General features: G+C 72.0%; 11 protein-coding genes. 5 read left to right on the top strand and 6 right to left on the bottom strand.

Annotated elements, in window-relative coordinates; genetic code table 11:
• Positions 1-130: 130 nt before the first annotated feature.
• Positions 131-1417: a ribonuclease D gene (locus AB0D74_RS21540; RefSeq protein ID WP_362589053.1), complete on the top strand. Its 1287-nt coding sequence runs from the start codon at positions 131-133 to the stop codon at positions 1415-1417.
• 46 nt (positions 1418-1463) lie between these two features.
• Here AB0D74_RS21540 and AB0D74_RS21535 read toward each other — a convergent pair whose 3' ends face one another.
• Positions 1464-2195: a TetR/AcrR family transcriptional regulator gene (locus AB0D74_RS21535; RefSeq protein ID WP_362589050.1), complete on the bottom strand. Its 732-nt coding sequence runs from the start codon at positions 2193-2195 to the stop codon at positions 1464-1466.
• A 587-nt stretch (positions 2196-2782) separates the two neighbouring features.
• On the opposite strand from AB0D74_RS21535, the gene AB0D74_RS21530 reads away from it, so the two are divergent.
• The 3 genes from AB0D74_RS21530 to AB0D74_RS21520 all read left to right on the top strand — a co-directional run bounded on the left by AB0D74_RS21530 (position 2783) and on the right by AB0D74_RS21520 (position 7508).
• Positions 2783-3781, top strand: a complete 999-nt coding sequence (locus AB0D74_RS21530; RefSeq protein ID WP_362589047.1) for a hypothetical protein — start codon at positions 2783-2785, stop codon at positions 3779-3781.
• 383 nt (positions 3782-4164) lie between these two features.
• A complete protein-coding gene (locus AB0D74_RS21525; protein ID WP_362589044.1) occupies positions 4165-5382 on the top strand; it encodes an acetyl-CoA C-acyltransferase in 1218 nt (405 codons plus the stop codon).
• On the top strand, positions 5379-7508 hold the full coding sequence (locus tag AB0D74_RS21520) for a 3-hydroxyacyl-CoA dehydrogenase NAD-binding domain-containing protein (protein ID WP_362589041.1): 2130 nt from the start codon (positions 5379-5381) through the stop codon (positions 7506-7508). The genes AB0D74_RS21525 and AB0D74_RS21520 overlap by 4 nt, the downstream gene beginning before the upstream one ends.
• Before the next feature lie 73 nt (positions 7509-7581).
• Here the strand turns inward: AB0D74_RS21520 and AB0D74_RS21515 are convergent, their stop codons facing one another.
• On the bottom strand, positions 7582-7968 hold the full coding sequence (locus tag AB0D74_RS21515) for a hypothetical protein (protein WP_362589092.1): 387 nt from the start codon (positions 7966-7968) through the stop codon (positions 7582-7584).
• A 36-nt stretch (positions 7969-8004) separates the two neighbouring features.
• On the bottom strand, positions 8005-9021 hold the full coding sequence (locus tag AB0D74_RS21510; RefSeq protein ID WP_362589038.1) for a hypothetical protein: 1017 nt from the start codon (positions 9019-9021) through the stop codon (positions 8005-8007).
• Between the two features lie 64 nt (positions 9022-9085).
• On the opposite strand from AB0D74_RS21510, the gene AB0D74_RS21505 reads away from it, so the two are divergent.
• Positions 9086-9457 (top strand): NTP pyrophosphohydrolase, encoded by a 372-nt coding sequence (locus tag AB0D74_RS21505; RefSeq protein WP_362589035.1) that lies wholly within the window; start codon positions 9086-9088, stop codon positions 9455-9457.
• Positions 9458-9564: 107 nt separating this feature from the next.
• Here the strand turns inward: AB0D74_RS21505 and AB0D74_RS21500 are convergent, their stop codons facing one another.
• The 3 genes from AB0D74_RS21500 to dxs all read right to left on the bottom strand — a co-directional run bounded on the left by AB0D74_RS21500 (position 9565) and on the right by dxs (position 14710).
• Complete coding sequence (locus tag AB0D74_RS21500; RefSeq protein WP_362589032.1) at positions 9565-11022, bottom strand: glycosyltransferase family 39 protein; 1458 nt, start codon at positions 11020-11022, stop codon at positions 9565-9567.
• A 71-nt stretch (positions 11023-11093) separates the two neighbouring features.
• Positions 11094-12590, bottom strand: coding sequence for an amino acid permease (locus tag AB0D74_RS21495; RefSeq protein ID WP_362589029.1), 1497 nt, complete (start codon positions 12588-12590; stop codon positions 11094-11096).
• 203 nt (positions 12591-12793) lie between these two features.
• Complete coding sequence (gene dxs, locus AB0D74_RS21490) at positions 12794-14710, bottom strand: 1-deoxy-D-xylulose-5-phosphate synthase (protein ID WP_362589026.1); 1917 nt, start codon at positions 14708-14710, stop codon at positions 12794-12796.
• Positions 14711-14918: the final 208 nt, after the last annotated feature.

The following is a 14918-nucleotide window of genomic DNA, read 5'->3' as shown; positions in this document are numbered from 1 at the left end:
CACGGGTGCGGGAGTTGCCGAGTGATACTCGGCACATGGCAGCAACGGATCTTCACGCGCTCCTGAAGTCGCTCCGCGTCTGGCACCCCGACGTCGACGGGCGCCGTCCACACACAGATACCCTTGACATGTGACCGACGCCCAAGACACCGCAGCAGACAGTTCACTGCGCACCACCGGGGGCACTCCCCCGGACGACGCCGGATCTTCTGTGACGGAGGCGCCGATCCCCTTGCTTGAGCCCCGTGAGGGCATTCCGCCGGTGGTCGTGGACGAGGCCACCCTGGCCGCGGTGACCGCCGCCTTCGCCGCCGGCTCCGGGCCCGTCGCCGTCGACGCCGAGCGCGCCTCCGGTTACCGCTACGGCCAGCGCGCCTACCTCGTCCAGCTGCGCCGCGAGGGCGCCGGTACCGCGCTGATCGATCCCGTCGCCTGCCCCGACCTGTCCGGCCTCGGCGAGGCGCTGGCCGGCGCCGAGTGGGTGCTGCACGCGGCCACCCAGGACCTGCCCTGCCTGCGCGAGATAGGCATGACGCCCAGCACCCTCTTCGACACCGAGCTGGCCGGCCGGCTCGCCGGGTTCCCCCGGGTCGGGCTCGGCGCGATGGTCGAGGGCGTCCTCGGGTTCGTGCTCGAAAAGGGCCACTCCGCCGTCGACTGGTCGACCCGGCCGCTGCCCGAGCCCTGGCTGCGGTACGCGGCACTGGACGTCGAGCTGCTCGTCGACCTGCGGGACGCCCTGGAGAAGGAGCTGGACCGGCAGGGGAAGCTGGAGTGGGCGCGGCAGGAGTTCGACGCGATCGCCGCGGCGCCGCCGGCCGAGCCGCGCAAGGACCCCTGGCGCCGCACGTCGGGAATGCACAAGGTGCGCCGGCGCCGGCAGCTGGCGGTAGTGCGGGAGCTGTGGCAGACCCGGGACCGGATCGCGCAGAAGCGGGACGTGTCACCGGGCAAGGTGCTCAGTGACGCGGCGATCGTGGAGGCCGCGCTGGCGCTGCCGGCCAACGTGCACGCCCTCGCGGGACTGAACGGCTACGGCCACCGGATGGGGCGGCGCCAGCTGGAGCAGTGGCAGGCGGCGGTGGACCGCGCCAAGGCGCTGCCGGACCCCGCGCTGCCGCAGCCGGGACAGCCCGTGACGGGCCCGCCGCCGCCCCGGGCGTGGGCCGACAAGGACCCCGCCGCCGCTGCGCGCCTGTCGGCCGCCCGGGCCGCGGTCTCGGCGCTGGCCGAGCAGCTCACCATGCCGCAGGAGAACCTCGTCTCGCCGGACACCGTGCGCAGGATCTGCTGGGAGCCGCCGCAGGTGGTCGACGCGGAGACCGTGGGGTCCGCGCTGGTGGGGTACGGCGCCCGGCCCTGGCAGGTGGAGCAGGTGACACCGGTGCTGGTGGCGGCGCTGTCCGCGTCCGTCTAGCGGGACGGCCGGCACACGGCGCCGGCCTCCGTCCCGCCCCGCCCGCTCACTCCGGGCCGCCTTCGGCCGGTCCGGTCGGCGACGGTTCCGGTTCGGCCGGATCGCCCGGGTCGGCCGGGGCTTCCAGGAACGCGGTGTAGAGGTTCCTGCCCCGGTCCACGGAGAAGTCCAGCTCGGGCAGGAGGTCCGGTACCGCGATCGCGGTCACCAGGTTCCGGTACATGCGGGAGATCCGCGCCTCGACGTTCCGCATGTGCCGGTCGAGGGTGTTCGACAGGAGCACCACTCCGGCCCAGTTGCCCGCGATCTGGTGGGCCTGCTCCTCGGCGTCGACGAATTTCCTCAGCTCGCCGCGTCGCCGCGCCTCGTCGAGCTGCCCCGTGTTGAAGGCGATCCAGTCCGGCCACGGCGTTCCGTAGGTATCCGGCGCATTGCTGTGGAACGACAGTTTCAGAGCGGCCTGGAGCGCGTTCTCGTGGGCGATCCGGTGGGCGAGGATCATGCCGATGTCGACCACTTCCTGGAGCATGAACCGCTGTTCCAGCAGGCCGTCCATGGTCAGTGTGTCGTGCATGATGGCCGTCGCCACGTCGATCTTCCCGCCCGGGAAATGCCGGTAGAAGGCCCCCTTGCTGGTCCGTGCGGCGGTGATGAGGTCGCCTACCGACGTCCCGTCGTAGCCGTCCGTCACGAAGAGCGAGCCGGCGGTGTCGAGGATGCGCTGCCTCGTGTCGATGGCGCGCTGCTGCTGACGTCGCGGCCTGCGCGGGTTGGTCATTCGATCTCGCCTTCGAGGCCCGTCGACGGGTTCCTGACCGGACGGGCTTTGTCCGGGACAGCCGCGCACGCACGCGCTGACCAGCGTGCCGATAGTACCGGCCCGGGGACCCGGAAGAGACCGCTCCTCGACCCGTCCCGGAGCGGTGGACACCGCCTGCTTCCGCTGATCGCTTGACGTGATCGCGCCCGGGTTCCAGACTGGGACGGCCAGAACAGACGGAGTGGTCCCTTCTAGCCGCGACGCCGTCACGGATGAAGGGGGACATCGCTCCCCTCCGAGTAGGACTCCTCGGCTGCCGTGAGTGCTCGGCCGGGCACCGGGTCCGGACAAAAGTCCGCCGAATCGGCGAAGTTGCCCGGTGGCGCGAGGGGCCGACGCGCTGTTCTGCCGGGGACGAGGGGGAGCGACACAGAAGAGACCACTTGGTCCAAACAGGCTCGACGACACAGGGCCCGAGGCCGTCGGCCGGACACGGTACGGCAGTGCCCTTTCAGACACTTTCACCGGCCGGGAGGCGGGCCGAACCGCGGCCCCGCCACCGCCCCTGTCCCACCCCCGCCCACACCGCTCGGGAGTCCGCCGCCATGACCACCGTCCCCTGCTCCTCCGCCGCCGCGGCCATCGGCACCGCGGCGGTGGTCGCCCCGTACGAGGAAGGCGGAGGAACGTATCCGCGGGCCTTCGCGCGGCACGGCTGGCGGACCGCGGCCGTCCTTCCGGAGCACCGGCTGCGCCCGCCCGCGTACCGGAACGCGGCGCTGCCCGCCGGGTACGGCGACACCGTCGTGCACCGGGGCCTGCGGCAGACGGTCAAGTCGCTGCGGGCGCTGGGGGTGTCGGCCGTGGTCGCGGGCGGTGCCGGAGGGATCGAACTGGCCGAGCGGATCGCCTGGCAGCTCGGTCTTCCCGGAGCCCATCCGGCGTCCTCGCCGCTGAGATACGACCGGGGCGCCCAGGCGGACCGGCTGGCCCGGCTGGGGATCCCGGCGCCGCGGGGCATCCGTACCGCGCGTGCGGCCGACGCCGCGGCCTGGGCACGGTCGTACCCGGCGGCCGGCTACCTGCTCGCACCGGCAGCCGCCGGCACTCCGGTCGGCGCGGTGGAATGCGCGAACGAGGGCGGGATCAACACGGCCTGGCCCGCTCTGTGGCACGCGGCAGCCCGGTACTCCGGCAGCCCGCACCTGGTGCTGACCGAGCTGCCCGGCCGCCGCCGGTACACGGTCGACACCGTCACCCGCCCGGGCCCGGACGGACGGCCCGAGCACGTCGTCACCGGCCTGCGGGCGGACGCCCCCGCCGGACCGTGCGCGCCGGGCGGCCCGCCGGTGCGGGTGCTGGCGCGCTACACGGTCCGGGTGCTCGACGCGCTCGGCGTGGTGTGCGGTCCGGCCACCGTCCGTCTCGCGTACGACGACGACACGCCTGGCCGGGGGCCGCTGCTGGTCTGCGCGCTCGCGGCGCCCGTCATGGCACGGGCCGAGGAGGCACCGCGTCCGGCGCCCGGCCGCCGCCGACGGGCCGTCGGGGTGCCGGACCTCTGGCCCCCTCCCGCCGTCCCCTACTCCCAGGACCGCCCATGAGCGGAAACCTCGTGCTCACGCCCCCCGCACCCCGGTCCCACCCCGTCGGCACCCGCCCGCTACTGACGGGCAACGCCCGTGTCTTCGAGCTGAGCACGCACACCGCGGACCGCGGCCCCGGCGTCACCTCGCACCGTCTCGGTGACCGCCGTGGCAGGGCTGCGGGTCGTGGTGGGTTGCTCGCGCCCACGCGGCGGAGCCGCATGTCGAATACAGCCCCGCGCCCCTGCCGGGGCACTGCAGTGCAGGCACTCCTCCATGTGACGTTCGCCGCTCCCTCCGCCAGGACTGGGCAGTCACGTTACTCATAAGTAGCATGGGGCCTGAGCGCGCGCTCAGCGCATCGCAGCAGTGCCATCCCGCACCCTGGAGGAGAGCCAATCGTGCCTCGTACCGTCAGGGATGTCGTCTTCGTCGACGGCGTCCGTACCCCGTTCGGCAAGGCGGGCCCGAAGGGCATCTACCACGAGACCCGTGCCGACGACCTCGTCGTGAAGGCCATCCGGGAGCTGCTGCGCCGCAACCCCGGTCTTGACACCAAGAAGATCGACGAGGTCGCCGTCGCCGCGACCACGCAGATCGGTGACCAGGGTCTGACCATCGGCCGTACCGCGGGCATTCTCGCGGGCCTGCCGACCTCCGTGCCCGGCTACTCCATCGACCGCATGTGCGCCGGCGCCCTGACCGCCGTCACCACGGTCGCCGGTTCCGTCGCCTTCGGCGCGTACGACGTCGCCATCGCCGGCGGTGTCGAGCACATGGGCCGCCACCCGATGGGCGAGGGCGTCGACCCGAACCCGCGGTTCGTCAGCGAGAAGCTGGTCGACGAGTCGGCGCTGTTCATGGGCATGACCGCCGAGAACCTGCACGACCGCTACCCGCAGATCACCAAGGAGCGCGCGGACGAGTACGCGGTGCGCTCGCAGGAGAAGGCCGCCAAGGCGTACGCCGACGGCAAGATCCAGGCCGACCTGGTGCCGATCTCGGTGCGCCGGACCAACCCCGAGGGCGGCGAGACCGGTTGGGGTCTCGTCACCGCCGACGAGCCGATGCGGCCCGGGACCACCCTGGAGAACCTCTCCGGTCTCAAGACGCCGTTCCGCGTGCACGGGCGGGTCACCGCCGGCAACGCGGCCGGTCTGAACGACGGTGCCACCGCCTCGATCATCGCCTCCGAGGAGTTCGCCCGCGCGAACAACCTCCCGGTGAAGATGCGCCTCGTGTCGTACTCCTTCGCGGGTGTCGAGCCGGAGGTCATGGGCTACGGCCCGATCCCGGCCACGGAGAAGGCGCTCGCCCAGGCCGGGCTGAGCATCTCCGACATCGGGCTGTTCGAGATCAACGAGGCCTTCGCCGTGCAGGTGCTGGCCTTCCTCGACCACTACGGCATCGCGGACGACGACGAGCGCGTCAACCAGTACGGCGGCGCCATCGCCTTCGGTCACCCGCTGGCCTCCTCGGGTGTGCGTCTGATGACGCAGCTGGCCCGCCAGTTCGAGGAGCAGCCGCACGTCCGCTACGGCCTGAACACCATGTGCGTCGGCTTCGGCATGGGCGCGACGGTCATCTGGGAGAACCCGCACTTCGAGGGGGACAAGTGAGCACCACCGCCGAGCTTCTGAAGCAGGCCTCGGACCTGTTCCCCGACGAGGTCGTCACCAGCGCCCACGTCCGCCACTTCGACCTGCCGTCCGGGGCCGGGCGCTTCGCGCTGATCACCCTGGACAACGGCCTCGACCACACCAAGCCGACCACCTTCGGCCCGGCCTCGCTGGCGAACCTCAACACCGCCATCGACCAGGTGGAGAAGGAGGCGGCCGAGGGCACGATCGTCGGTGTCGGTGTCACCGGCAAGCCGTTCATCTTCGCCGTCGGCGCCGACCTCAAGGGCGTCGAGCTGCTGAAGAACCACGAGGACGCGCTGGCCATCGGCAAGGGCGGCCACGAGGTCTTCAAGCGCCTCGCGGGCCTCGCGGTGCCGACCTTCGCGTACTACAACGGTGCCGCCATGGGCGGCGGCGTCGAGGTCGGTCTGCACTGCACGTACCGCACCGTCTCCAAGGCGATCCCGGCGTTCTCCCTCCCCGAGGTCTTCCTCGGCCTGGTACCCGGCTGGGGCGGCTGTGCCCTCCTGCCGAACCTGATCGGCGCCGACAAGGCCGTCTCGGTCATCATCGAGAACAGCCTCAACCAGAACAAGCAGCTCAAGGGTGAGCAGGTCTTCGACCTGGGCATCGCCGACGCCCTCTTCGAGGGCGCCGACTTCCTTGAGCAGTCGCTGATCTGGACCGCCCAGGTGCTGAAGGGCGACATCGAGGTCGAGCGCCCGGTGATCGACCGCGGCGAGGCCTGGGACCAGGCCGTCGCGCGCGGCCGGTTCATCGCCGACTCCAAGGTGCACGGCGCTGCCCCGGCCGCCTACCGCGCCCTGGACATCATCGCCGCCGCCAAGGACGGCGACCTCCAGCAGGGCTACGACGCCGAGGACCTGGCGCTCGCCGACCTGATCATGGGCGGCGAACTGCGCGCCGGCATCTACGCGTTCAACCTGGTGCAGAAGCGCGGCAAGCGGCCCGCCGGTGCCCCGGACAAGAACCTGGCGCGCCCGGTCACCAAGGTCGGCGTCGTCGGCGCCGGTCTGATGGCCTCCCAGCTCGCCCTGCTCTTCCTGCGCCGCCTCGAGGTGCCGGTCGTACTGACCGACATCGACCAGGAGCGCGTCGACAAGGGTGTGGGCTACGTCCACGCCGAGATCGAGAAGCTGCTCGGCAAGGGCCGGATCAACCAGGACAAGGCCAACCGCCTCAAGGCCCTGGTCACCGGCGTGCTGGACAAGGCCGAGGGCTTCTCCGACGCGGACTTCATCATCGAAGCCGTGTTCGAGGAGATCGGCGTCAAGCAGCAGGTGTTCGCGGAGGTCGAGGCGGTCGCCCCGGCGCACGCGATCCTCGCCACCAACACCTCCTCCCTCTCGGTGACGGAGATGGCGTCGAAGCTCAAGAACCCCGAGCGGGTCGTGGGCTTCCACTTCTTCAACCCGGTCGCGATCCTCCCGCTCCTGGAGATCGTGCGCGGCGAGCAGACCGACGACGCATCGCTGGCCACCGCCTTCGCCGTCGCCAAGAAGCTGAAGAAGACCGCGGTCCTGGTGAAGGACGCCCCGGCGTTCGTCGTCAACCGCATCCTCACCCGCTTCATGGGCGAGATCCAGAACGTCATCGACGAGGGCACCCCGGTCGAGGTCGCGGAGAAGGCGGTCGAGCCCCTCGGCCTGCCGATGTCTCCCCTCGTCCTCCTGGAGCTGGTCGGTCCCGCCATCGGCCTGCACGTCTCGGAGACCCTCAACCGGGCCTTCCCGGACCGCTTCACGGTCTCCCCGAACCTCGCGGCCGTCGTCAAGGCGGGCAAGCGCGGCTTCTACGTCTACGACAGCGGGAAGCCGGAGCTGGACCCCGAGGTCGCCGCGCTGCTCCAGCAGGGCGACTCGGTCCTCTCCGAGGAGCAGGTCCGTGACCGCGTCCTGGACGCCGTCGCCCAGGAGATCGGGCTCATGCTCGACGAGGGTGTCGTCGCCGAGGCGCAGGACATCGACCTCTGCCTGATCACGGGCGCCGGCTGGCCCTTCCACCTGGGCGGCATCACGCCGTACCTGGACCGCGAGGGTGTCTCGGAGCGCGTCAACGGCAAGAAGTTCCTGGCCCCGGGCGTGGCGAGCGTCCCGGCCTAGCCCCGTCCGCTCGAAACCGATGCCCGGCGCACCGACTGGTGCGCCGGGCATCGGCATGCCGGGCGTACCCGCTTCAGGCGGGCGGGGCCGCCTCCGCGTGGACGACTCTCAGTTCGGTGCCGTCGCGGTCGCGGCGGGAGCGGCCCAGGATGCCGACGGCCAGGTGCGAGGGTTCCTCGGGATCGTCGCGCGGCACGAAGGTGACGACGTCCGGATGGTGGCTCGTCACCAGCCAGCCCTCGCCCTGCTGAAGTTCGAGCACACGGAAGTCACCCGCCGTGGTGGCGACATGCATGGGGCCGAACTCGCGGAGAATTCCGACGGCCTGCTCGGCGAGGTCACCGACGGGGTGTTCGACCACCACGCAGGTGCCGTGCTCGAACACCACCCATGACTTGCCGGAGCCGCTGAGCAGACGCCGCCAGGCGTCGATGAGAGTCTGGTTTTCCACGGTGGTCATCATGGCGCACCCGCACCGTTCGTGCGGGTGCCCGTCTCAGACCTGCTGCCAGGCCTGCAGTGCCAGCCCCGGCTCGTCCTTGCGGCGGGTCAGGAGGAGCCGGCCGGTGGACGGGGACAGGCTGGCCGCAGTCACCCGGCCCTCCGCGTCCGTGGTCAGGGCGACCAGCGCGTCGGACGGGAGCTGCGGTCCCGACTCGGTCCACCAGGCGCCGGCCGGCTCGTCCTGGGTCGGATAGGCGGCGAAGGCCACCCGGCCGCTCGCCGAACGCTGGGCGAGCAGGGTGCAGTCGTACCCGTCGAGTGCGCAGCGGACCACGGCGGCCCGGCCGGGCCCCGCGGACGGCAGCAGGGCGTACGGCCTGCCGCCCGGGCGCCAGGCGCACAGGTCGCCGGACTCGTCGGTGTAGAAGAGGGTCGTGCTCTCGGCCGAGGTGGCGAGGGCGGTGAGGGTTCCCGGCCGGACCGGGGCCTCCAGCGCCTCCAGCTGCACGGGCGGCTTGCCGGCCTCCTCCTGGCGCCAGTACACGATCCCGCCCGGCACGGCGGCGTACACCTCGACCCGCCCCGACTCGCCGGTCACCGCCGCGAGTCCGTCCTCCACCAGCCGCCCCTTCAGGTCCCGCCACGGCTCCCAGCCGCCCTTCTCCTTCTGGGCGACCATGCTCACCCCGCGCCCCCGGTTGCGCACGAAGACATGGGCGCGGCCCTGCGCGTCCACCGCGACCGCCGGGGCGCCGGTGACGTCGCCCTTCTTGCTCGGGTGGCCGATCGACTGCCAGTCCATGGCGGCCAGATGCGGCCGGTAGTGGGTGGAGTGGACGAGCCCCGCCTCGCCCTGCACGGTGGGCCGCCAGGCGACCAGATGGGCGTACCCGTCGACGCCGGCGCCCACCGCGAGGCCGGCGTGCAGCCGCTGCTCGCCGCCCATCTTCCGGGGTGGGCCCCAGGGCGCGCCGGGTCCGCGTTCCGCCCGGCACAGCACGGCATCGCCCGACGGCAGATAGACACTGAGCCGGCCGTCACGGCCGCGGAGGAGCCAGTCGCCGTTCACCGCATCACTCTAAGCGGGGCCGTTCGGGGCAGTGGGGCGGCCCCTGGCGTGCGAGGCTTGGGGCATGGAAGACGAAGCTCCCCTGCTGGTGATCGTCGACGGCGCGAACGTCGTCGGGTCGCGGCCGGACGGCTGGTGGCGGGACCGCAGGGGAGCCGCGGAGCGGCTGCGCGACCGGCTGGCCGAGCGGGGGCTGCCGGGCCGGCCGACGCCGGTGGAGCTGGTGCTCGTCGTGGAGGGCGCGGCGCGCGGGGTGGCGTCGGTGCCGGGGGTACGGGTGGAGTCGGCGCCCGGCAGCGGTGACGACCGGATCGTGGAGCTGGCGGCCGAGGACCTCGGCCGGCCCCGGCTCGTCGTCACCGCCGACCGTGAACTGCGGGGGCGGGTGGCGGAGTTGGGCGCCGAGGTGATCGGGCCGAGCGCTCTGCTTCACTAGGCGCTGCGCTGGAGGTGCCGCGACTGCCGGCTGTCGGCTGCGGCGCCGTCGTGGCTGGTCGCGCCCACGCGGCGGCAGCCGCACATGCAATACAGCCCCGCGCCCCTTCAGGGCGTTTGTTGCCCCGGCACTCTGACGTACAGCACCGCCCCGTCCACCTCGCCCGCCTGTTCGTAGTCGGCCGCGAGGAGTCTGCGCAGGCTCGGGACGCGGGCGGGGCCGTACGGCTTGCCGCGGGAGTCGTCGATCACCAGGACCGGGGCGCGGTCGGCGAGTTCGGCACGGAAGTCGGGCCAGGTGCCGGCGACGGCGTACTTCTCGCCGACCTGCGGGCCGTCCCGGCCGCCGCTGAAGTTGGTGAGGAGGCCGGCGGTGAGGTAGCGGGTGGCGGGGGCGCGGTCGGCGAGCCAGTACGTCTCCGGGTGTATGCCCCAGACCAGGACCCGGTCGCCGGGCGCGGTACGGCGGTCGAGGGTGAGCGCCAGCCGCTGGGCGTGCGCGAGTTCCGGGCGGGGGGCCAGCACGCCCCAGGCCAGGAAGAGGGTGCAGGCGCAGGCCGAGGCGAGGACGGCGCCGGAGGTCCGTTCCCGGGGCAGGATCTGCAGCGCGGCCGTGGCCAACAGCGCCAGGGGCGGGGTGAGTTGCAGGAAGTAGTGGCCGAAGAAGTGGAAGCCGAGGGTGACCGCCGCCGCCGACGCGGCCAGCCACAGCCACAGGTCGGGGGCGCCGGTGCGGGCGATGCGCAGGGCCCGCGCGACGGGCGGGAGCAGGCCCGCCGAAGCCACGCCGAGGATCGCGGTGTTGGTCAATGCCCGGGCCAGGACGTGCAGTTCGGAGCCGGTGAAGGAGGCGTAGGCGCCGGATCCTGTGACCGTCCAGAAGGCGAAGCCCGCCGGGTCGGTGGCCAGGGCCACGCCGAGCACCGGCAGGGCGGCGCCGGCCGCCAGCCGGAGCAGACCGGCGCGCGGGCCGCCGTACCGGTTGAGGAGGTAGAGCACCGGCAGCAGGACCGCGCCGCCGGTCTGCTTGGTGAGGAAGGCGCAGGCGACGGCGGCGCCGGCCGCTCCCCAGCGGCGCCGGTCGGCGCACCACATCGCGGCGGCCGTGCAGGGCAGCATGAACACCTCGAAGGTGGCCGCCTGCGCGTCCTCGGGGTTGAGCCCGACGGAGACCAGCAGGTACAGCGCCCCGGCGGTACGGCCCGCGCGGTCGCCCCAGCGCCGCCGGGCGATCGACGCGAGCAGCGCGGCGGTGGCCAGCTGGGCCAGTACGGCGAGGATCCGGACCGGGGTGAGCGACCCGGACCCGAAGACCGCGAACGTCCCCTCGTACAGCCACGGCAGCAGCGGCGGCTTGCGGTCCACGACCGTCTCGTACAGCTGTCCGCCGCGCGCCAGCATGCGGGCCTGTACGGCGAGATAGCCCTCGTCCGGGTTCCACAGCGGCCGGAGGAAGGAGGGCACCCTGGTGACGCAGGCCAGCACGGCGAGCAGCGGCAGCAACCGCGTCCAGTACCCCTTCCCTGCGACTACGGACCGTGGTGGGGCGAGGGGCGCGAGAAGCATGGAGGCACGCTATCCGGCCCCGCAGTCCCACCCGGACGGGACATACGGGGCCGGAGCGGCGAGCCTGCCGGTCACGGAGCGTCGGCGGGGGCCCGTTCGGCCTGGGCGAGGCGGCTGTGGGTGCGGCCGTAGAGGAAGTAGACGACGAAGCCGATGACCATCCAGATGGCGAACCGCAGCCAGGTCTCGGCGGGCAGGTTGAGCATCAGCCACAGCGAGGCCAGCACGGACACGATCGGCAGCGCAGGGACCCACGGGGTGCGGAAGGACCGCTCCAGGTCGGGCCGGGTGTTGCGCAGGATGATCACGCTGATCGCGACGACGATGAACGCGAAGAGCGTGCCGATGTTCACGAGTTCGGCGAGTTCGCTGAGACTGGTGAAGCCGGCGACGATCGCGATGACGACGCCGAGCAGGATGGTCGGCCGGTACGGGGTGCGGAACCTCGGGTGGGTGTGCGAGAAGAAGCGGGGCAGCAGGCCGTCGCGGCTCATCGCGAAGAACACCCGGGACTGGCCGAGCAGCAGGATCATGCACACGGTGGTCAGGCCGACGGCGGCGCCGAAGCTGATGAGGCCGGCGAACCAGGGGTGCCCGGTGGCCTTGAAGGCGTCCGCGAGCGGGGCGTCCACGGACAGCTCGCTGTACTTCTGCATGCCGGTCACCACGATGGCCACGGCGACGTACAGCAGGGTGCAGATGATCAGGGAGCCCATGATGCCGCGCGGTACGTCCCGCTGGGGGTTGCGGGTCTCCTCGGCGGCGGTGGCGACGACGTCGAAGCCGATGAAGGCGAAGAAGACGACCGAGGCGGCGGTGAAGATGCCCATCACGCCGAAGTTGGAGGGGGCCCAGCCGAACATCAGCTGGATCAGCGGCGCCTTCAGGTTGCCGCCGGCCGGCACGGCCTCCTTCGGCGGGACGAAGGGGCTGTAGTTGCCGCTGTGGATGAAGAAGGCGCCCGCGATGATGACGACCAGGACGACGGCCACCTTGATGGCGACGACGACCGAGGTGACCCGCGCGGAGAGCTTCATGCCGACGACGAGGATCGCGGTGAGGACGAGCACCAGGGCGGCGGCGAGGATGTCGAAGCCGAAGCCGTGGGCGCCGTCCCGGCCGCTGAGGTACGCGGGCAGGTGCCAGCCGGCGTTGTCGAGCAGCGAGTGGATGTACCCCGACCAGCCGACGGCGACCACCGCCGTGCCGAGCGCCAGCTCCAGCACCAGGTCCCAGCCGATGATCCACGCGGGGAACTCGCCGAGCGAGGCGTACGAGAAGGTGTACGCCGAACCGGCGACCGGGACGGTCGAGGCGAACTCGGCGTAGCAGAGTGCGGCGAGGCCGCAGACGATGCCGGCGACGACGAAGGAGAGCGCGACGGCGGGGCCGGCCGTGTTCTTGGCGGCGGTGCCGGTCAGGACGAAGATGCCGGTGCCGATGATGACGCCGACGCCGAAGACCGTGAGGTCCAGGGCCGACAGCGACTTCTTGAGCGCGTGCTCCGGTTCCTCGGTGTCCTTGATGGACTGCTCGACGTTCTTGGTCCTGAAGAGCGTGCTGCTCACGTGCCTACCTCCCGAGAGGGCCGGGGGTGCGTATGCCCGGCAAAGGCAGGTTCACGCAGATGGGCCGGTCTCGCCACCGGAGAGGTGAGACCGGCCCATCGGGGTGGTTTGGGATTCGTCGGGGAGCGCGGGCCGGATGTGGCTGGTCGCGCAGTTCCCCGCGCCCCTAGAGGGGCGCTCCGGCTAGGGGCGCCTCAAGAGCATCAGTCCCTTGCGGGCTCCACCGAGTCGACTTCCGTGGTCGTGCCGTCCAGCTTGGCCACCAGGCCGGTGACCTGGCGGGCGATGTCCGGGGCCGTGAGGCCGATCTCCGCCATCACCTCGGCCCTCGACGCGTGGTCGAGGAAGCGGGGCGGGATGCCGAAGTCGCGGAGGGGGACGTCGACGCCCGCGTCGCGCAGGGCCTGGGCGATGGTGGAGCCCACGCCGCCGACACGGCTGTTGTCCTCGACCGTGACGACCACGCGGTGGCGTTCGGCCAGCGGGGCCATCGCCTCGTCGACCGGCTTGACCCAGCGCGGGTCGACCACGGTGGTGGTGATGCCCTGCTTGTCGAGGAGGTCGGCGATCTCCAGGCACATGGGAGCCAGCGCGCCCACCGAGACGAGGAGCACGTCGGGGGTGTCGGTGCCCGGCTCGCGCAGCACGTCCATGCCGCCGATCCTGCCGACGGCGGCCACGGCGGGGCCGACCGCGCCCTTGGAGAAGCGGACGACCGTGGGGGCGTCGTCGACCTCGACGGCCTCGCGGAGCTGGGCGCGGACCTGGTCGGCGTCGCGCGGGGCGGCGAGCCTGAGGCCGGGGACGACCTGGAGGATCGACATGTCCCACATGCCGTTGTGGGAGGCGCCGTCGGTGCCGGTGACGCCGGCCCGGTCCAGGACGAAGGTCACCCCGCACCGGTGCAGGGCCACGTCCATGAGCACCTGGTCGAAGGCGCGGTTGAGGAAGGTGGCGTACACGGCGAAGACGGGGTGCAGGCCGGCCGTGGCGAGGCCGGCGGCGGAGACGGCGCCGTGCTGTTCCGCGATGCCGACGTCGTAGATGCGGTCGGGGAAGGTGTCCGCGAACTTCTTCAGGCCGACCGGCTGGAGCATGGCCGCGGTGATGGCGACGATGTCCTCGCGCTCCCTGCCGAGCTCGACCATCTCGTCGCCGAAGACCGAGGTCCAGTCGGCGCCGGAGGCCTTGACCGGCAGGCCGGTGTCGGGGTGGATGGGGCCGATGCCGTGGAAGCGGTCGGCCTCGTCCTGGAGGGCGGGCTGGTAGCCGCGGCCCTTCTCGGTGAGGCAGTGCACGATCACCGGGCCGCCGAACCGTTTGGCCCGGGCCAGCGCCGACTCCAGGGCCTCCATGTCGTGGCCGTCGATCGGGCCGACGTACTTCAGGCCCAGGTCCTCGAACATGCCCTGCGGGGCGATGAAGTCCTTCAGCCCCTTCTTGGCGCCGTGCAGGGTGTCGTAGAGCGGCCTGCCGACGACCGGCGTGCGCTCAAGGAGGTCCTTGCCGCGGGCCAGGAACCGCTCGTAGCCGTCGGTGGTGCGCAGGGTCGCCAGGTGGTTGGCGAGACCGCCGATGGTCGGGGCGTAGGAGCGCTCGTTGTCGTTGACGACGATGACGAGCGGGCGGTCCTTGGCGTCGGCGATGTTGTTCAGCGCCTCCCAGGCCATGCCGCCGGTCAGGGCGCCGTCACCGATCACGGCGACGACGTGGGCGTCGCGTTCGAGCAGCTGGTTGCCCTTGGCGATGCCGTCGGCCCAGCCGAGCACCGTGGAGGCGTGGCTGTTCTCGATGACGTCGTGCTCGGACTCGGCCTGCGAGGGGTAGCCGGACAGGCCGCCCTTCTGTTTCAGCTTCGAGAAGTCCTGACGGCCGGTGAGCAGCTTGTGCACGTAGGACTGGTGGCCGGTGTCCCAGAGCACCTTGTCCTTCGGGGAGTCGAAGACGCGGTGCAGGGCGATGGTGAGCTCGACCACGCCCAGGTTGGGACCGAGGTGTCCGCCGGTCTTGGAGACGGCCTCGACGAGGAAGCTCCGGATCTCCTCTGCCAGCTGGACCAGCTCCTCGGGGCTGAGCCGGTCCAGATCGCGCGGTCCCCTGATACGGGTCAGCAGCGGCACCCGTGCCTCCTTGCAGTAGAGCTGATCGAGCTGTTGCCGGGCTCGTCGAGTCTAATGTTCCGCTCGGGCGGAACGACTCCGGCCCTTGGGTCATGGGTCACGCGATCGGCTGTACCCATCATGAGCCCCACCTATGACACGACTGTGCCCGGTGCCTTTTCAGGCACCGGGCACAGTCACGCCCCTGAAAGGGGCGCTGGGGGTACCC

It is taken from the genome of Streptomyces sp. NPDC048278, from assembly GCF_040652195.1.
Classification (GTDB): Bacteria; Actinomycetota; Actinomycetes; order Streptomycetales; family Streptomycetaceae; genus Streptomyces.
The sequence above is the reverse complement of the archived record's forward strand: the minus strand, read 5'-3'. Positions and strand labels throughout refer to the sequence as shown.

Coding starts and splice junctions, on each gene's coding strand:
- AB0D74_RS21535 (WP_362589050.1), bottom strand. CDS start 2,195: ATGACCAACCCGCGCAGGCCGCGACGTCAGCAGCAGCGCGCCATCGAC.
- AB0D74_RS21530 (WP_362589047.1), top strand. CDS start 2,783: ATGACCACCGTCCCCTGCTCCTCCGCCGCCGCGGCCATCGGCACCGCG.
- AB0D74_RS21515 (WP_362589092.1), bottom strand. CDS start 7,968: ATGACCACCGTGGAAAACCAGACTCTCATCGACGCCTGGCGGCGTCTG.
- AB0D74_RS21505 (WP_362589035.1), top strand. CDS start 9,086: ATGGAAGACGAAGCTCCCCTGCTGGTGATCGTCGACGGCGCGAACGTC.
- AB0D74_RS21500 (WP_362589032.1), bottom strand. CDS start 11,022: ATGCTTCTCGCGCCCCTCGCCCCACCACGGTCCGTAGTCGCAGGGAAG.